Raw genomic sequence first — 19,144 nt, forward strand, 5'->3', positions numbered from 1 at the left:
CTTTTTTATATGAGAAAGAGAGTCGTTATGATGAACAACTGATCTCAAGGTGTTTACCCCAATTCGGTGGTAATTGAGCTAATACTTCAGCGTCTTTATGCTCATCAAAAGGGTGCGCTAGAATGGTAATTAACTGTTCAATCAGCTGAAAATCACCTTGTTCTGCTTCTTCAATTGCTTGCTGTGCAAGGTAATTACGCAGAATATATTTTGGATTATGCTGTAGCATTATAGTTAAGCGTTGGCTGGTGTTAGGTTCGAGCAGCAATCGTTGTTGGTAACCTATTAACCATGTTTTAAGCCTTGAGGTGCATGAGAATAGTGAGGTAAATAGGTGCTCACTGTAGGGCAGTTCATCCATGGCTATATAGGATAATGTTCTAAAGAATAACGTGTAATCAACGTGATGTTGTTTCAGTAATTGAAATAGATCTGAAAATAATACGGTATCAGTATCGTCTGCAATGGTTAATCCCAATTTTTGGCGCATATTATGGCTATATTGCTGCTGTAGTTCGGTTTGATAATGTTCTAAACCATGATCTATCTCGGTTTTATCAAGTAATGGCGTAAGAGCGTAACCTAAAGCTGATAAGTTCCATAAGGCGATTGCAGGTTGTTGGTCAAAGGCATAACGTCCAGAGTAATCTGAATGATTACAAATATAACTCGGTTCATAATCGTCAATAAATCCAAACGGCCCATAATCAAATGTTAGCCCTAAGATCGACATGTTATCGGTATTCATGACGCCATGTGCAAACCCAACGGCTTGCCAAGCCGCTATCATTGTTGCTGTCCGCTGACATATTTGTTTAAACATCGCGGCGTAAGGGGCGGCTTCTGTCAGTAATGCAGGAAAATGATGTTCAATGACATAGTCAGCTAATTGCTGTAATTCATCATGTTGGCCAGTATAAAAAAGGTACTCAAAATGGCCAAAGCGGATATGGCTTTCAGCAACGCGAATTAGCGTGGCAGCAGTTTCTATTTTTTCTCGTATAACAGGCGTTTGGCTGCCAATGATCGCTAATGCATGAGTTGTCGCTATACCGAGTCCTTCCATGGCTGCACTCGCAAGATATTCACGAACAGAAGAGCGTAATACCGCTCGCCCATCTCCCATTCTTGAATAAGGCGTTTTACCTGAGCCTTTTAAATGCAAGTCCCACTTTTTACCATTACTGGTAAGTACTTCTCCTAGTAGTAGCCCTCGGCCATCACCAAGATCTGGATTATATTGTCCAAATTGATGACCACAATATTTCATCGCTAATGGCGACAATCCAGCTAAGGTTGTATTACCACTAAAGATATTGATAAAGCTTGGGTCTAGAGCAGTAGTGGAAGCTAGCTCAAGTTTTTCTGCAACAAGTGGATTAAAATGTATAAGAAAAGGGTTATCTAAAGGTTGGGCTGCAACTTGAGTACCTAATGATGTAGGAAGGTCGCTATAGCTATTAGCAAACGTCAGCGTTGAAAGTGTTTTCATGGGCATACCTATAGCCTAAAAAGGGTGCTATTTAAGCTTATCGAGTTATGACAAATAAACAAGGGATGAAAAGTAGGGTTATTAGACAAAATAACTATTAATTAAACTATTTTAAAAGATAAAAAATAAAGCAATAGCTACCAATAAATATAAAACAGCCGTTATTCATAAACTATTCATAGAGTATGTTTTATAAATAAAGAAAGATACTCATCTCAATTAATATATAGGATGTTATTTAACCTAATTAGGTTTTATTTTATTTGTTATATTTTCTTTTTTGTAAATTTAGATTTAAAATATGCATGTAATAATTTGTTAAATCTTATTTTTCAACAATTAAAGTTGTCGCTGGCCTTATTTAAAGGCAATTTGTCATACTTATTGGTCATATAAGGAATGATAACGATGACAAATGAAACTTTTTTCCAAAACCTATTATCTCATGCTGATGTAATTATTAATGGCTCTCGACCTTGGGACCTACAAGTTCATGACGAACGTTTATATGAACGAGTATTAAAAGACGGTTCATTAGGCTTTGGCGAAAGTTATATGGATGGCTGGTGGAGTTGTGATGCGATTGATGAAATGATTAATCGTATATTACATGCTCGTATTGATGAAAAACTTGATTTATCCGCTAAACTGGCCGTTGGCTTGAAAATTGGCGCATCAAAAGTAAAACATCTTTTTAATCGTCAGAGTATCGATAGAGTAACTAAGGATGTACCTTTCCATTATGATCTAGGTAATGATTTATTTGAATCAATGCTTGATAAACGCATGACATATACTTGTGGGTATTGGAGAGATGCAAATGATTTGGATAGTGCTCAAGAAGCAAAGCTTGATTTAGTTTGTCGTAAAATGGGATTAAAACCTGGAATGCGATTGCTAGATATTGGTTGTGGCTGGGGTAGCTTTATGATTTATGCCGCAGAGAATTATGGTGTAATTTGTGATGGCTTAACGCTTTCAAAAGAACAGGCAGCATTAGGGCAACAGCGAGCAGATGATCTAAACCTTCCAGTGAAATTCATTTTACAAGATTATCGCTTACATAAACCAGAACAACCTTACGATCGCGTTGTGTCTATCGGTATGATGGAACATGTGGGTCCTGAGAATTATGAAGATTATTTTAAAGCAGCACATCGTTACCTTGCTGATGATGGTATCTTCTTATTACACACCATTGGTAGTCCAAACTCTAAAACAGAAACTGATGCGTGGATTAATAAATACATATTCCCTAACGGTGTCGTGCCATCAATGACGCAGATTGGTTCTGCGACAGAAGATTATTTTAATATTGAAGATGTGCAAAATATCGGTCCTGATTATGATAAAACCTTAGTTGCATGGAACGATAAATTTGAACAAAATTGGCCTCAAATATCAGAACGTTACGGTGAGAAATTTTATCGTATGTGGCGTTATTATTTATTATCGTGTGCTGGTGCATTCCGTTGCCGTGATTTGAATGTATGGCAATTTGGTTTGACGAAAAAAGGTGCTGAATTACCTTTGTGTGTACGTTCTAACTAAATAGAGTGCCATTAATAAAAATGCCCTCGTGATGAGGGCATTTTTGTCTTTGTTATGAATTGGCGACGTCGAGCGCTTTTTTAGGCTTCGATTTTTTAGGTTCTGGCGTAGTAATAGCTTCAATATCAATGATTTTTGAACGACTCATGATGATTTTCCAGCGTTGAATTCTGACTGTTTTATCTTCATCTGTTTCCTGAGTGATCAAGTTAATTAAATGTCTTTTTTCAACAGATTCTTTAGTTACTTGGCCATCATTAAGTTGATATAACCGTTGTGAACCTTTTTCCATTAATGAAGCGACCGCTCGTAGATCAAGAATGATCGATTCGCGCGTTTGTTCATAACCACTTAAGAATTTAGTCGGTGACATTCTGGTGGTACTTTTATAATGCAAAATGGTCTCTTCACGGTGAGATACATTGTGCTTACGAGTTTTACGAATAACATCCGCTAAACTGTCGTAATTAACAAACTCTAACCATTCAAGTTGTCGTCCAATGACGTGTCCAGTATTAGCATCGAAAAATTGTTTTCTCCAACGTGCTTTTCCTTTGCGCATCCATCGCCACAACATCGTTTTTAAGTCGTCTTTAAATACTTCACGTGCCGCATAAATAAAAGATAAAACCACAATAAACGAGGCGGTAATATCGCCTAACATGCCTCGCGCTTTGATCAGTATTAAAGTAACAAAAATCATCACAATACCGGCGGCTGCACCCGTGACAATTTTGCGAGTATTCTTACCTAGCTCAACAGTTTTTTCATTCATAGTGACAGGGTATTCAATTAAGCGGCGTAATAATCGCATCTTATTCGACATTCGTGTCGGATCTTGCATTGCTTTGGTTGAGTTGTAATTGTTATCTATTCGGTGCTGGGCTTCTTTTTGGCACAGTTCTAATAATTGTGGTTTAATTTCATTGTACTCACCACCACGGGGTAAGTGGGCGATAAGTTGCAGAAAGCGTTGCTCTGTAAACCATGATAAATAGTTATCAATATTTTCATAATATTTAAGCAATTTTTTATCAGTTGGAATGTTACGGCGTAACCGCTTTAGAATGCGAGCGGCTAACTGCGCAGCTTCTTCAATCTCTTCTTGCTTAGATTCGCTACTATCGCCTAACAATTGCTGCGTTGTTTTTTCCAAGGCTAACGCATATTGGTAGGCATAAAGGCTTAAACTTAAACGATACTGCTCGATAGAGAGTTTGCCACGACTTGCGAGACGGCTATGTACTAATGGCAGATGATTGATATCACTGAAATAAGTACGCTTGCCATGAATGGCATTATGATAAAACTCTTCTTCAGAGATGATATTGGCATTTAGCCCAAGTTCACCTGGGATAAATATGAACATATCAAGCTGTCGATTAGTTGTTTCATGAATCACATGAGATATTTTGAGTTTATGCCCATCTTTTTTATCGACAGTAATCACTTTTTATTTGCTCTCCAATGGCTAATGCTAAACGGCATAAAGTGGCTTTCCTTGAGATTATATTAGAATAATTTTTTGTCCATTATTTATAAATCACAATTATTGATGCTAATTGAGTCAAAAAACATCAAATAATTGCAGATAGGTTGGGCGAAGGTTAACAACATCACGTATAATACCGACATCATAAGCGCAACCCGCGCATTATAGCGCATTGCCTAGTCAGCGGTAGACATTAATAATCGCTGCTAATAAATTGATTGATAAAGATATTGAACCAACTGCACTGTAAGCGTGTTGTTGCCTATATAGAGAGTACCTGATACATGATTAAAATTGGACAATACAACACACTAGAAGTTATCAAATTGGTAGATTTTGGTGTGTTTCTTAATGGCGGTGATGATTTCGGTAATATTTTGTTACCAAAGAACACTGTGCCAGCAGGTACTAAGCTCGGCGACAAGCTTAAAGTTTTCATTTACTTCGATTCTGAAGATGAAGTGATTGCAACTACTGACGAACCATTGGTTGAAGTTGGTGGATTTGCAAAACTGCGTATTGTTGGTGCAACGACTATCGGCGCATTTGCTGATTGGGGTCTACGTAAAGACTTGCTAATTCCGTTTAGTGAGCAACGTCGTCGCTTAGAAGAAGGCGAAGAAGTCATGGTTCGTGTATATACGGATCGTGCATCAGGCCGTATTGTAGGCTCAACTAAGTTTAATCGTTTCCTTGATCTTACTCCTGCTAATTATAAAGTGGGTCAAGAAGTACAAGTGATCATTGCTGAAACAACTGAGTTGGGTTACAAAGCGGTTATTAATGGTGAGCATTGGGGTTTATTCTTTAAAACAGAAGCGTTTGGTAAGCTGTTTATTGGTAAGCAACTAAAAGCTTACGTTCAAGAAATTCGTCCAGATGGTAAAATTAACCTATCACTACAAAAAGTAGGCTTAGGCAAAGTTGATGACTTAGCTGATAAGATTCTAACGTCGCTTGAAATTAAAGGTGGTTTTATTCCGGTAAGTGATAAATCAAGCCCTGATGAGATCTTCCGTGTATTCCGTACGAGTAAAGCAACGTTTAAGAAAACTATCGGTGGCCTTTATAAGAAGGGTTTAATTATTATCGAGAAAGATGGTATTCGTCTTAACGACAACGATTAATCACTGCCTGTATTAGTGAAGATAATAAAAACCGACATTCAACTAGAAATAGTTAAAGGTGTCGGTTTTTTTATGAATCTATATTGTGGGTTATTCGTCTTTTTCGTGGAGTAGCTTTTCGAATTTAGTCATATTCCAGCCCATCAGCACACTATCCCCAATTTTTATAACGGGAACAGATCGTGCACCAGTACGACTTAACTCTTTTCTGCCTTGTGGTGTTGCGACGTCAACTAAACGAAAAGGGTAGCTCTTGGTTTTCATATATTGCTGTGCATCTTTACAGTGAGCACAGTTTTTTTGAGTAAACAGAGTAATACGTTTCATAATAATTAATTCGTTTCTCTATTAGCCGCACACCGAACAGTTTGGTTGCTTCATCAATTTCATTTCGCGCCAACTCATGCTCATCGCGTCTAACATTAAGATCTTACCTGTTAACGGTGTACCGACATTGGCTGCAACTTTAATCGCTTCCATTGCTTGTACTGCACCAACAATACCGACAACTGGCGACATAATCCCGGCTTCAACACAAGTTAATGTTTGCTGACCAAAAAGGGCACTTAGACATTGATAGCAAGGTTCACCATCGCGATAGCTATAGACACTTATTTGACCTTCCATGCGAATAGCGGCACCTGAAATAAGTGGTGTTTTAGCGGCAAAGCATAAGCGGTTAAGTTGGTTACGAGTATCAACGTTATCACAACAATCTAGCACTAAGCTGTGTTGTTGAATGAGTGGCAATAACTCGTCATCAGTTAATCGTTTAGCTATGGTCTCAACAGTTAAATAAGGGTTTATAGCAGTTAATGCGTGTTTAGCTGATTCAACCTTGAGCATCCCGACAGTGGCATCAGTATGTAAGACTTGGCGTTGTAAGTTAGAAACCTCAACCTTATCGTCATCAATAAGTGTAATTTTTCCCACACCAGCAGCAGCAAGGTATTGAGAGGAAGCACAGCCTAAACCTCCAGCACCTAAAATTAACATTGATGAGGCTTTTAATGCTTCTTGGCCTTCAAAGTCAAATTGGCGCAGAATAATCTGGCGATTATAGCGCAGCATTTCGTCATCTGATAATTCAGCACTAGTATGTTGTTCTGTTGTCATAAGTGAAATTACCGTTGTTAGCTGTTTATTCGAGCGCAAGCGCAGTTGATAATGTATTAGCCGTTTATGGGTAGATTAATGATCGGCTAATACATTAATGACAAATTAGTACATGGTGTGGTTAAACATTTCAATGGTCACTAATTCACCTGCTTCAACGCGACCGCGATCTTGTTCTAGGACGACAAAGCAGTTGGCATGGTGCATCGAACTAAATGCCCCAGAGCCTTGATTGCCTGTTGTCGCAACTTCAAATTGGCCGTCACTGTTAATACTATAAATACCACGTTGGAAGTCAGTGCGCCCTGGACGTTTCTTAAACATCGATGTTGCTTTAGCTTGTAAACGTACTGGTGGTTGGTATTGGCTATGACCTGCTAGTTTTGCCAGCATAGGTTGTACTAATTGGTATAAGGTTAGCATTGCTGATACTGGGTTACCTGGAAGGCCACAGAACCATGCATTATTAATGGTACCAAACGCAAATGGTTTACCTGGTTTCATCGCTATTTTCCAAAAACCGATTTGACCTTCTTGATCTAAAATATCTTTGGTGTAATCAGCTTCACCGACACTAACGCCACCAGATGTAACCACAACATCAGCTTCTGTTGACGCTGTAATAAATGCTTGGCGTAGTTTTTCAGGACAATCCGCAATAATACCTAGGTCGAGTACATCACAACCAAATTTTTCTAATAATGCTTTCATGCCATAACGGTTACTATCGTAAATTTGACCAGCAGCAAGCGCTTCACCAACAGGGCGTAATTCATCACCAGTCGAGAAAAAAGCCACTTTAGGGCGGCGATATACTGCGAAAGAAGCAATACCTAATGACGCTAGTAGTGGCATTTCACGAGCAGTTAAACGCGTACCTTTAACTAAAACAGTTTCACCATAATGGACATCATCACCAATAGGGCGAATATTATCGTTAGCTTTTGGCTTGATGTTAAATTGAATATTATCGCCATCGACTTGGGTTTCTTCCTGCATGATAACGACATCGGCACCGGCGGGAATTTCAGCGCCAGTCATAATGCGTACGCATTGGCCTGCTTCACAAGTACCAGTGAAAGGAATACCTGCAAATGACTTACCGATCATGGTTAATGTATTGCTCTGTTCAAGATCTGCCACTCGAAGCGCGTAACCATCCATAGCTGAATTAGCAAAAGGAGGCACATTAATAGGAGAAAGAATATCTTCGGCAAGCACCATGTCCATTGCATCAGCTAATGCCACTGTGGTGATTGTTGTTAATGGTGAAACTTGAGTCATAATATTATCTAACGCAGTTTCAATCGTCATTAAACCTGGTACGTCGCAGCATCCCATAATCGTGTCCATTTTATTTATTAGTAATAATGAAGGAGAGCAGGTCTGAAAAATTCTCAGTTTATATTTTTCTGAGTTTTTACTAAGTATTGTTCAGAACGCTAGTTTATGCGTAGTTTACCCTTTATTGACTACCTCTGTAAGGGATTGAATATACTAAAATACACTTGAAGTGGATGACCATAGGAAATTTGGTGGTGAAATTATTCTCATTTGGAGGTATTCTGCTAGGGATTTTAGTGCTGGCAAGGTCAGAAGGGTATGTCTTTTTATTCTACCTAGGTCAGCTGGAGGAAGAGAATGACAGCATTAAGTGTATCTGCAATACAAGTACGTGACGCCTTAGCCGCCCGTGGCCTAGAAACCCCTATGACGGCTGATGTTGTAAGTCGTGAAGAAAAGAAAGAAAAAATTGAATACCATATGCGTGAAGTTTTATCGCTATTAGCGTTAGATCTTACCGATGATAGTTTGGTTGAAACGCCACACCGTATTGCAAAGATGTATGTCGATGAAATTTTTTCAGGTTTGGATTACACCAATTTCCCTAAAATTACAGTGATTGAAAATAAAATGAACTGTGATGAAATGGTGCGAGTAAAAGACATTACGTTAACCAGTACTTGTGAACACCATTTAGTTACTATTGATGGTAAGGCAACGATTGCTTATATTCCGCGCGGAAAAATCATTGGTTTATCTAAAATTAATCGTATAGTACGCTTCTTTTCTCAGCGGCCACAAGTGCAGGAACGTTTAACTCAGCAAGTTTTAGTGGCATTACAAACGTTACTTGAGAGTGAAGATGTTGCTGTTACCATTGATGCCACACACTATTGTGTTAAATCTCGTGGTGTGATGGATGCGACAAGTGTGACGACAACGACTGCGTTAGGGGGAATTTTTAAACGTAACTCTGCTACACGTGCTGAGTTTCTAAGTGGAATTCGTTAATCGTTAATCGTCGTGATAACTGATTGTTATATAAATGCCCGTCAATAGATTATTGGCTGGCATTTTTTATTTATATCCTAAGGATAATAGATGGATCTGATTAAGCTTTCTCGTATTAGCATGAAGCACCTTATTACCCTGCATGTGATGTTAGATACTCTGAGTGTGACAGATTGTGCCCAACGATTGTGTGTTAGTCCTTCATCCGTTAGTAAAACATTGAGTCAGCTTCGAGATACATTGAATGATGAGTTGTTTTATCGTAATGGTAATCGCTTGGTTTCGACACCATTAGCGCGCCGTCTAGGACCAACAGTGCATCAGATGATCAGTGATATGAATCAGATCATGACCCAAGAAGAATTTGATGTCGCCAATTATGCGGGCAGTTTTTCGTTGTCAATGCGAGAAAGTACATTTGAATTAATTGCGGCACCATTGTGTGAGCATGTATTGAAACTAGCCCCTAATATTCGATTAGATATTTGGTCTAAAGATAATATCGGTGTCAGTGGATTAGCGAAAGGAGTGTTGGATTTTATAATCTTGCCTCATGATCTCAGTCAGCCACCGAACATCGATAATAACTTAGTCTGGGAAACGTTATTTACTGATGAAATGGTGTGTTTAATGTCACATCAGCATCCATTAGCGACTCAGTCTCTGACGATTGATGATTACTTGCAGTACGATCATATTGGTATTGTTGATAATGATCTCAGTGTGCCATTTTTTGAAATGCAGCTCGCACAGCAACACCGTAAGCGTAAAGTGATGGTTAATGTTGCAGATTTTGGGGTTGCAGCAACGCTGTGCAAAAATACTGAGTTATTGTTTACCTGTTCAAAAAAATGGGCTGAAGTAGCAGCGCAGGCACAATCATTAATCATGAAAGAACTGCCGTTTAATTATGGTCAAGTTGCTTATAGTTTAGTGTGGTATCAACCGAGCATGAATGATCCTGCGTTGCGATGGTTATATCAACAAATCACCACAGTAGGACAACAAATAGGGCTGGGTGAATAAATGATTAAGTAACAAGAGATATAACAATAAAAGTCAGTGATGATCAGATAATCACCACTGATAATGGGTTTTAGAGGGGGTTATACATACACACTTGGTAGTATCAGATTGGCGACACCACGGTCAGTCAGTAATGCTGCTAATGTTTCAATGTCGTCTTTTTTACATGTTGTCCAGTTGAGAGATTCACCGGTAACCCCATGGTGCTGAAAAGCATTGAGCTTAATTCGTACACTATCATCCAACGTCATTAAATAAGCAGCAATATCATCGATATATTGCTCATAATCTGTGATTCCTGGAATCTGCAATAAGCGTACTTCGTATAGTTTTTGGTGTTGGCTTAGCCAATTAATACTTGCTAATACTCGATTATTATCACGAGCTGTTAACCAGCGATGGGTAGTGTTATTCCATGCCTTTAAATCAATCATTGCCCCATCAAGGTAGGGTAATACTGTTTGCCAGCCTGTAATACTTAAACTGCCATTACTGTCGATCATACAGCTCAAGTGTTGCAAGGTCGGATCGGACTTTATCGCTTTAAATAATGCAATAATATACGGTAATTGTAATGTCGCCTCACCACCCGTTACTGTAATACCATTGATAAAGAACAAATTATCTCTAATCAATATTAAGGTATCTGCGACAGTTAACTGCTGTGTTTTAGGTGTTGATTGTTTATTACATGCAGTTAGGCACGCATCACACTCAGTACACGTCGTCATTTGCCATACAACAAACGGTTTATTGTTTTGTGTCGTAAGTTGTAATGATTGCGTTGGACAACTCGGAACGCAATCACCACATTGATTACACATATCAATTGTTTGCGGGTTATGACAATTTTTGCAGCGGTAGTTACACCCCTGCAAAAACAACACCATACGATTACCCGGGCCATCAACACATGAGTAGTTCAATATTTTGCTGACTGTGGCAGAAATCATAGTATGTGTATCTTTAATTTATTTTGTTGGGTAAACAGGTGACATTTCACGGCTAACAACACGCGGTTGACGCTCTAGGATACGTGTGTTTTCAGACGCTTCTGTCCCTAACCATGTTGTATTAGTACGAGAACCTTCTTCTTTAAACTTCGAAATATCAGATAGTTTAACCATGTAACCAGTTACACGGACCAAGTCGTTACTGGCCACGTTAGCGGTAAACTCTCGAAAACCTAATGCAAGTGCCCCTTTACATAACTGCATCAATGCCAGTGGATTGTTCTTGATAGTTTCTTCGATTGTTAAGATTTCACTGATACCAGATACGTAGTATTTATGGTGTGCAGCAAGCGCCTTAATGTGAACAACTGGATCTGGTTCTGTACCGTAAGGAATACGAATCCCTGGTGTTACTTCGTGGTCGCAACTAATCCCACCTTGTGAATGTAATAGAGCTCGACCTTTTAAGCCGTGTTTTACTGGCGTGGTAGTTACGATTTCATTCAATGCTTCACTGATTTGCAGTGCGATAGCATTTGCTTCTTCATTGTGACCGTATTTAGCGGTTGAGCCTGATTTTTCCATCAATATGTTTACCGCTTCAGCCATACCATAGATGCCAAACATTGGTGCAAAACGGTCTTCATTGATCAAACCTTCAGTGGTTAAGAAACCAGTAAAGAAGTTTGATTCTTCATGTAAGAAGGCTGAACGAGCTTCAATAAGTTCAAACATCAAGGTACTGTAATGTGGCAGGGTCGTGGTTAGAAACTCTTCAATGGTATTACTACGTAGTGCGACTTCTTTTAAATTCATACGTACGAGAGTATTAGCACCACCAGCAACGGGCAGTGAGTTATAGCAACTGACGATACCAAAACCAGGTGCACCAAAAGCTTCTGAGAACATAGGGTAGTTAGCAATGTGTGGCTTACTGCATTCACAAATGTTGTCACACGCTTGCTGTAATAGGCTTTCGGGCGTGATTTGTGGGTCGTACATAAAGGTTAAGTTTGGTGCTACTTGCTTAAGCTCGGCATCAATTTTCAAAATCATACGACAAACAATGTTGTCTGTTGGACCAATGTTTACGTGCATGAAAGCATCAGGTAGCGTGCGGTCAAGCATGATCCAGAAATTTTTCAGCTTACGATATAAAACCTCTTCGCTAACATCAGCAACAAATGGTAGTAAGATTTCGTCAAGTTGGCCAAGATAAACTGGAATGTTTGTAACTGATGGTACGTGATGATAAATAATTGTTAGTAGGTTAATTGCTTCATCTAAATTCGTTGCGGGTTCAAGTTCTAGATATTCTGAACCTTGTTGTAAAAATTTAGCATAATCAGGAAGAACATAACGAGGCTTGAATGGAGCGTTGCCTTCAAACATATCACAAAATATGCCAGCATCTTTTGCTGCTAAAACGTCGGCAGAAATTGGCATATAGTCTACAATTGCTTCAGCTTCTAATGATAGGAACAATGTTTTTTGTTTCGCACTTAATGTTGCATCAGTAATGATATTTTTAATTTTAGTTTGTAGTGACATTGCTATGTTCTTCTTATATCCATAAGTTTTGTGCGGCTAATCTAACGCATGAAGTCTATTTCCAGAAGTGAAAAAGATAGAATAATGTTTTTCCAAAATTGAAATCCATAACGGTAATCTCTATAAAAAGGAATCCATAATGAAAAAGCAGTTAGTCGTGACCACGCTGGTGGTAAGTAGTTTGACTCTCATCGGATGTTCACAAGATGAAAAGCCTATATCAGAGTCTGTAAGTAAGGCTAATCCCGCATCAGTATATTGTGCCGATCAAGGTGGCAAGGTGGTAATGAAACAAGAAGAGAAAGGGACGGTTGGTTATTGTCATTTAAGTAATGGTAAAGTGGTTGAAGAGTGGATTTTGTATCGAGAAAATAACAAATAAGCTTAATTATTAAGCTGAAATTATACGGAAAAACGAAATTCGTATTTTTTTCACATTGATATTAAGTTTTAATAAAAGAATGTTTTTTATAGTGCTATATTAAATTTAACGAATTAAAATGCTATAAAATCAAATTGTTGTACTTGCTATTTCTAATTTTTAAAGATAAAAAATCATGATAGGGCATAATTAATTTTTAAAGTTCCATTTTTTGAATTGTATCATTTGCTAAAATTTGTCTAAATATAGCAAGTTAGTTTTTTATAAACTATGGATTGCCGTCATTGCATATCAAGTAAGATAAGCTGTAATGCTAGGTATGGTGTATTTCATTCTATTATATAGGTAAGGATCGCTTTGACGATGTTAAATCCTCAACGTATTGTTGCTAAGCGTGTTAGCAAACTTTTAGTTTTGTCGCTGATGGTTCCTGGTAGTGTTTTTGCTGCTGAAGTGAGCCCTGCTGTTCCACAAAATGTCGCTGCCGTTGCACCGAATAATGTGCAGGTTGTTGGCCCAAGTACAGTACTACCTACAATGCCTGTTGGTGTGAGAAAAGCACCGTTAACAACAGGTAGTGTTGATTGGTCTTCATTAAATAATCAACATTTACTGAGTACAAAAATGTTGTGTGGTAACACGACGAGTAATGTGTGCTTTACAACACAAATAGAACAAGCTTATGCGCAAAATAAATTCTACCCACTTTGGCAAAACGCAGCGTTACGTAATGAATTTGAATTGCAGCTAAAAGCACTCGCAGATACTAATATGTTATCTGGTATTCGTCAGCGTCTTACTGAAATGCACCGATTAGAAAAAGAGGGTAATCAACAAGGTTATGATCTTTTAGCTACCGATACTTATTATGTCTATCGCGCATTCCTAAATTATATTGCTCATCACCGTGATGTATTGTTCTTATCTCAGCCTGTAAATATGAGCCAAGTAATGGTTCAATATGGCGGCGGTGAGGATGCTTACCCAATGACAATGGCGAAGCTTAAAACATATCGTCCTACCTATATTCCATTTGAATCAACCATGAAAATGATTGAGAAGTACCAACAATTGGCACCTCATCATTTAACCAGTGCAAGTTTTAAATCTGTCGTTTATCGTCCAGGAGATGTGTTACCTAATGGACATGAAGTGGTACAGGTTCTTTATCATTTAGGTGATTTAAGCCAAGCTGATCATGATACGTTATCAGTACAACCAACAGTGGCTAATTCAGGAGCATTGTTAGCGAGTCTTAAATTATTCCAGCAACGTCATGGCTTAGTACCTGATGGTATTGTAGGCCCAGCTACAATCAAGCAATTAGTGGTGCCATACAGTGATATTGCGCGGTTATTAGCGTTAAATACTTTGCGTGTTTCAGCATTAAATCGTCATAACGATAAGCGTGCTCATATTTGGGTTAATATTCCTAACTATAAGTTAGAACTGTACGATAACGGTAAAAAAGTATTTGAATCAAAAGTGATTGTAGGGCGTGATACGCGTCCAACGAATTTATTCTCATCAGCAATCACGACCATGGTAGTAAATCCATATTGGAACGTGCCTATTACGATTAAACAGCATGATGTGATTCCAAAAGTTAAGATTTCTCGTGATTATTTGAAAGAGCATAATATGCAGATTTTAAATAGCTGGAGTGATCGTACTGTTGTTCCACCAAGTAGTATTGATTGGGCGACAGTAAATCCAAAAACATTCCCGCATGAATTCCAACAAGGCCCAGGTCCTCATAACTCATTGGGTAATGTGAAATTCTTGATGCCAAATGATTACGCTATCTTCTTGCATGATACGCCATCACATGGTTTGTTTAACCGTAATAAACGTGACTTGAGTTCTGGTTGTGTTCGAGTTGAACGTGCAGATGATTTGGCAAATTATGTTATCGATTATCAAAAGCGTAGTAATATTGCGCCTTTTAAAACAATGTTGGATACAAAGCAGCATAAGGTTGTAAGTCTTTCAAAACGTATTGATGTTGATTTTGTTTACTTAACCGCATGGGTTGATCAGAATGGTCATCTACAAATGCGTAATGATATTTATGGTTATGACTCACCACGAGCAACGCCTATCAAAACAAAGTTCATCACTATGAAAGATTTTGTTAAACGCTAAATTATTGCTAATTATGTAATATATATTAAAGCCAGCACTTAGGTGTTGGCTTTTTTTATGTGCTAAATGTATTTACTCAGGGTAGAATTTAGCGATTATTTTGAAATCAATATTGTCAGGGTGTCGTGTGTGGCACAACGAGGAAGTAATGTTAAAAGCTATTTTTTTAGATATGGATGAAACATTATGCGCGACATCGATTGCAGATAAACAGGCATTGGCTACTTTAAAACATTATGTCCAATCCCAATTTCCGACCTTGAATGCAGATGTTTTTTGTCAACGTTATATTGCAGGTGTTTATAAACAGCTTAACAATGAATTTCCACAATTAGTGGCGTTATTAGATAATGAATTGCTGTTTAGGCAAACGTTAGTACAGACCTTATTTGCTCAACAACAATTAACTATTACCGTTGAGCAAGCTGTCGTTATTCAAGCTTCATTTGATGATGGTCGAATGGCAGGGTTTGATTTCTTTCCTGAAGTAAAAGCGATGTTAGCTTCTTTGCGTCAACATTATAAGCTGGTGGTGATTACTAATGGCCCTATCTTTTCGCAACATCCTAAACTTGCCGCGACAGCGATGGATGAGCATGTCGATTATATTATTGTTGGCGGGGAAGAACCGGCAGAAAAACCGGCGTTAAGTATTTTCCAAAAAGCATTAGATTTAGTGGGTTGTCAGCCAAATGAAGCGTTACATATGGGTGACTCATTAACGGCAGATATTGCTGGGGCAAACAATGCTGGTATTGCTAGCGTGTGGGTTGATACAGGCAAAGCAAGTGATCACGATAAGCTTTCACAAATTACACCAATGTATATTGTGACTGAACCTCAGCAACTATTAGATGTGATTACTCAACATTTTGCGTAGTTATCAAATCTTATTGAATAGCAAATAAAAATGCCACTGCAGTTAGCAGTGGCATTTTTTGTTTAATCAGTTAATCGTAGTGATTATTGTTCGGTTGTTTCAAGCTTACGTGTTTTCCATAGTGATGCGCTGATAGCTATCGTGATGGAAAGAATGATCACGCAAAGTGAAATAACTGTTGGAATCGCATATGGCGAACCGACAAGTAACATTTTGATACCGATGAAACTTAAAATGAAGGCTAAAGCAACACGTAAGTAACAGAAACGGGTTAGCATACCTTCTAATACGAAATATAGTGAACGTAAGCCAAGTAGGGCAAACACGTTAGCAGTAAAGACGAGGAATGCTTCTTGCGTAACAGCAAAAATAGCAGGAATCGAATCTAGTGCGAACATCACATCGGTAAGTGCAATAACCGCGACTACCACTAATAATGGTGTTGCAAGCCAGCCTTTATCGTCTTTGACGAACATTTTATGATCATGGTAATCGTCAGTAATTCTAAAAAATCGCTTTACGAGGCGAACAGGCGCTGAATTTGAGAAATCTTCTTGTTCTTCCTCACCTTCACGCCAAAGCTTAAAGCCAGTGTAAAGTAAGAAAACAGCGAAGATATAAAGGATCCAGTGGTAGTCTGCTAATAGTTTAGCACCAACGCCAATCATACCAGCACGTAAGATGAGAGCGCCAACAATACCAAGCATTAGAATACGAGGACGTAAACGTTCTGGTACCGCAAATTGACCAAAAATTAGCGCAAAGACGAATAAGTTATCAACACTTAGAGATTTTTCTAATAAGTAGCCAGTAATAAATGATGTTGCTGCTTGTTTATTTGTATATGTGCTCTCTGGTGCCATTTGTGGCCAATATAGGTAAATAAAGCCCATAAAAATGAAGGCTAAAAATACCCAAAAAACACTCCAAAGTGCAGCTGTTTTAATCGATATTTTACCACCACGTGTTTGGTACAAATCGAGCGCAAGCATTAATATTGTTAATACAGCAAACCCTTCATAACTAAAAATACTCATAGAGTTCTCTCTTTATATAAATTTCTGGCGTGATAATTTATTGCTATTAGTTTTGTTGTTTATTTGAATTTGTAAAATAATAGAGTTAAACAAAAACAAGTTTCATAACAATATGTTATTACGCAGAATAAAATACGAAAGGTATGCCATAGGCGAGCCTAAACAAAACCTTCCGCGCATTAAAAAAAACCCACGCAATTATATTGCATAGGTTCGATTACATTTTTATGTAAACGATAATGGCATTGGTCTCGTCAAAATGGTGCTAGCAGCGATATCTATGGCTGACATCGGTACTGCAAGCAAATCCATTCACGGCTGCCGGAAGCTTATGGCTTCGAGATGACGACAGGCGAACAAATGTGACTACTCCCCAAACGGGGCAATTTTAGACTTGTACGCGATAAGTTACCAGTCGTTTTTGAGGTTAATTTGGCGCAATATCTTAAATTGCTTCAATTTGGTGCGATTGCGTGTGAATTTGATGAATAAAATATCGTTTAATTATTTAGTTGTGTGGAATAGGCAGCTTAGTTCGCTGACAATATGCTCAAAAATGAAGTTTATGTTGCACTGCAAGTACGGTCACTAATTCTTAATATGAGCACGATACGATAAATGCTGTTTTGGTCTATACCAATAAAGGGCGATTAATGGACTCTTCAAATCAACAAAAAACATTTACACCGTACTGGTTTAGTGAAGCATTAGCACAAGAACCAAACAGTTATCCCATACCACTTGAGAATGATATCCAAACAGATATTTGCATTGTTGGTGGTGGCTATACGGGGTTATGGACTGCAATATTATTAAAGCAGCAACAGCCTGAGCTAGATATTGTCGTCATTGATAAAGGACTTTGTGGGAGTGGCGCATCTGGACGTAATGGCGGCTGTATGCTGACATGGTCTACAAAATATACTTCAATGAAAAAGCTCTATGGTGAACAAGAAGCAGTTCGGCTAGTGAAAGCATCAGAGCAGGCAGTGTATGCAATAGATGATTTTTGTCGTGAGTATAATATTGATGCCCAATTACGTCTAAATGGCACTTTATATACTGCGACTAACAGCGCACAACAAGGTGGTATGGATGCTGTTATGGCACAACTTGATAAGCATCAAATAAATAGTTGGCAACAATGGCAGCACGAGCATGTTCAGCAGGCTGCGGGGTCAGCATTACATCGTGAGGGATTCTTTTCTCCTGCTGCAGCGAGTGTACAACCTGCATTGCTTGCCCGTGGTTTAAAACGTGTAGCAGAGCAGTTAGGCGTAAAGATTTATGAAAATACGCCAATGGAAGCGATTAGCACTGATTCACCAGTGACGATTACGACCCCTAACGCTGATATTTTTGCGAATAAAGTCGTATTAGCATTAAATGCGTGGATGCTCGAGAAGTTTCCGCAGTTTAAGCGCAGCGTGGTATTAGTGTCTTCTGATATGGCGATCACTGAGCAGATCCCACAAAAACTATTTGAAACAGGTTTAAAAGACGGTAAAACAGTCATTGATTCACGCATTTTTGTGCATTATTACCGTAGTACGCCTGATGGACGGTTGATGTTAGGTAAAGGCGGAAATCATTTTGCTTTTGCGAATAAAATTTCAGCTGTTTTTGATCAGCCTAGCCGTTACACGCCGTTGTTACGTCAATCATTTAATCGTATTTTTCCCTCATTACAGCAACAACCTTTTGCAGCAACATGGACAGGAGCGTCTGATCGCTCGACAACGGGATTGCCTTTTTTTGGTCATTTAAATAATCATAAGGATATCGTTTATGGGCTTGGTTACTCTGGTAATGGTGTTGCTCAAACATGGATTGGCGGCCAAATTCTGGCATCATTAGTGTTAGAGCAGCAGAATCAATGGAGTCAATGCGGACTTGTTTCTGGTCCTAAAGGTTATTTCCCACCTGAGCCGATACGTTGGATAGGGGCAATGCTAGTGCGTAATGCGATTCGACGTAAAGAAACTGCTGAAGATAATGAGCAACAGCCATTTTGGATTGATATGCAATTGGCTAAATTTGCGAATGCAGCAGGGAAGGCGGATAAACGTTAATTTGTTAGCGTTGTTAGTCAGAATT

Annotated in this window: 16 protein-coding genes; 8 read left to right on the forward strand and 8 right to left on the reverse strand. The window is 38.6% G+C overall.

Annotation, left to right across the window (positions count from 1 at the left end; genetic code table 11):
* Nucleotides 1–25 precede the first annotated feature (25 nt).
* A complete protein-coding gene (locus C0W29_RS00110; protein ID WP_045042078.1) occupies nt 26–1,492 on the reverse strand; it encodes a protein adenylyltransferase SelO in 1,467 nt (488 codons plus the stop codon).
* 408 nt (nt 1,493–1,900) lie between these two features.
* Between C0W29_RS00110 and cfa the strand changes: the two genes are divergently transcribed.
* On the forward strand, nt 1,901–3,043 hold the full coding sequence (cfa, locus tag C0W29_RS00115; protein WP_045042077.1) for a cyclopropane fatty acyl phospholipid synthase: 1,143 nt from the start codon (nt 1,901–1,903) through the stop codon (nt 3,041–3,043).
* A 52-nt stretch (nt 3,044–3,095) separates the two neighbouring features.
* Here cfa and C0W29_RS00120 read toward each other — a convergent pair whose 3' ends face one another.
* The gene (locus tag C0W29_RS00120; RefSeq protein WP_036794829.1) at nt 3,096–4,493 is read right to left on the reverse strand and encodes a hypothetical protein; all 1,398 of its coding nucleotides are present in this window, start codon (nt 4,491–4,493) and stop codon (nt 3,096–3,098) included.
* Between the two features lie 326 nt (nt 4,494–4,819).
* Between C0W29_RS00120 and C0W29_RS00125 the strand changes: the two genes are divergently transcribed.
* Nucleotides 4,820–5,662 (forward strand): CvfB family protein, encoded by an 843-nt coding sequence (locus C0W29_RS00125; protein ID WP_045044549.1) that lies wholly within the window; start codon nt 4,820–4,822, stop codon nt 5,660–5,662.
* 90 nt (nt 5,663–5,752) lie between these two features.
* Here C0W29_RS00125 and C0W29_RS00130 read toward each other — a convergent pair whose 3' ends face one another.
* From C0W29_RS00130 to moeA, 3 genes are all read right to left on the reverse strand, one after another.
* Nucleotides 5,753–5,989 (reverse strand): glutaredoxin family protein, encoded by a 237-nt coding sequence (locus C0W29_RS00130; protein WP_045044548.1) that lies wholly within the window; start codon nt 5,987–5,989, stop codon nt 5,753–5,755.
* 21 nt (nt 5,990–6,010) lie between these two features.
* On the reverse strand, nt 6,011–6,778 hold the full coding sequence (gene moeB, locus C0W29_RS00135) for a molybdopterin-synthase adenylyltransferase MoeB (RefSeq protein WP_045042074.1): 768 nt from the start codon (nt 6,776–6,778) through the stop codon (nt 6,011–6,013).
* A gap of 105 nt (nt 6,779–6,883) precedes the next feature.
* Entirely contained in the window at nt 6,884–8,119 is a 1,236-nt protein-coding gene (gene moeA / locus C0W29_RS00140; protein ID WP_065190782.1) for a molybdopterin molybdotransferase MoeA, read from the reverse strand.
* 300 nt (nt 8,120–8,419) lie between these two features.
* Here moeA and folE point away from each other — a divergent pair, with 300 nt between their 5' ends.
* Both folE and C0W29_RS00150 read left to right on the forward strand, forming a co-directional pair.
* Nucleotides 8,420–9,073, forward strand: coding sequence for a GTP cyclohydrolase I FolE (gene folE / locus C0W29_RS00145; protein WP_045044546.1), 654 nt, complete (start codon nt 8,420–8,422; stop codon nt 9,071–9,073).
* Between the two features lie 90 nt (nt 9,074–9,163).
* Entirely contained in the window at nt 9,164–10,099 is a 936-nt protein-coding gene (locus tag C0W29_RS00150; protein WP_045044545.1) for a LysR family transcriptional regulator, read from the forward strand.
* Nucleotides 10,100–10,179: 80 nt separating this feature from the next.
* Here the strand turns inward: C0W29_RS00150 and C0W29_RS00155 are convergent, their stop codons facing one another.
* Together C0W29_RS00155 and C0W29_RS00160 are read right to left on the reverse strand one after the other, a co-directional pair.
* Entirely contained in the window at nt 10,180–11,052 is an 873-nt protein-coding gene (locus C0W29_RS00155) for a YjjW family glycine radical enzyme activase (protein ID WP_045044544.1), read from the reverse strand.
* 18 nt (nt 11,053–11,070) lie between these two features.
* Nucleotides 11,071–12,603 (reverse strand): YjjI family glycine radical enzyme, encoded by a 1,533-nt coding sequence (locus C0W29_RS00160; RefSeq protein WP_045042071.1) that lies wholly within the window; start codon nt 12,601–12,603, stop codon nt 11,071–11,073.
* A 139-nt stretch (nt 12,604–12,742) separates the two neighbouring features.
* Here C0W29_RS00160 and C0W29_RS00165 point away from each other — a divergent pair, with 139 nt between their 5' ends.
* From C0W29_RS00165 to C0W29_RS00175, 3 genes are all read left to right on the forward strand, one after another.
* Complete coding sequence (locus tag C0W29_RS00165) at nt 12,743–12,985, forward strand: putative hemolysin (RefSeq protein ID WP_045042070.1); 243 nt, start codon at nt 12,743–12,745, stop codon at nt 12,983–12,985.
* A gap of 363 nt (nt 12,986–13,348) precedes the next feature.
* Nucleotides 13,349–15,130 (forward strand): L,D-transpeptidase family protein, encoded by a 1,782-nt coding sequence (locus tag C0W29_RS00170; RefSeq protein ID WP_045042069.1) that lies wholly within the window; start codon nt 13,349–13,351, stop codon nt 15,128–15,130.
* Between the two features lie 148 nt (nt 15,131–15,278).
* Nucleotides 15,279–16,010, forward strand: coding sequence for an HAD family hydrolase (locus C0W29_RS00175; protein WP_045042068.1), 732 nt, complete (start codon nt 15,279–15,281; stop codon nt 16,008–16,010).
* An 83-nt stretch (nt 16,011–16,093) separates the two neighbouring features.
* Here the strand turns inward: C0W29_RS00175 and C0W29_RS00180 are convergent, their stop codons facing one another.
* Nucleotides 16,094–17,047: a TerC family protein gene (locus C0W29_RS00180; RefSeq protein ID WP_045042067.1), complete on the reverse strand. Its 954-nt coding sequence runs from the start codon at nt 17,045–17,047 to the stop codon at nt 16,094–16,096.
* A gap of 653 nt (nt 17,048–17,700) precedes the next feature.
* Between C0W29_RS00180 and C0W29_RS00185 the strand changes: the two genes are divergently transcribed.
* The gene (locus C0W29_RS00185) at nt 17,701–19,119 is read left to right on the forward strand and encodes an FAD-dependent oxidoreductase (RefSeq protein WP_045042066.1); all 1,419 of its coding nucleotides are present in this window, start codon (nt 17,701–17,703) and stop codon (nt 19,117–19,119) included.
* Nucleotides 19,120–19,144: the final 25 nt, after the last annotated feature.

It is taken from the genome of Photobacterium kishitanii (assembly GCF_003026355.1).
Taxonomy (GTDB): Bacteria; Pseudomonadota; Gammaproteobacteria; order Enterobacterales; family Vibrionaceae; genus Photobacterium; species Photobacterium kishitanii.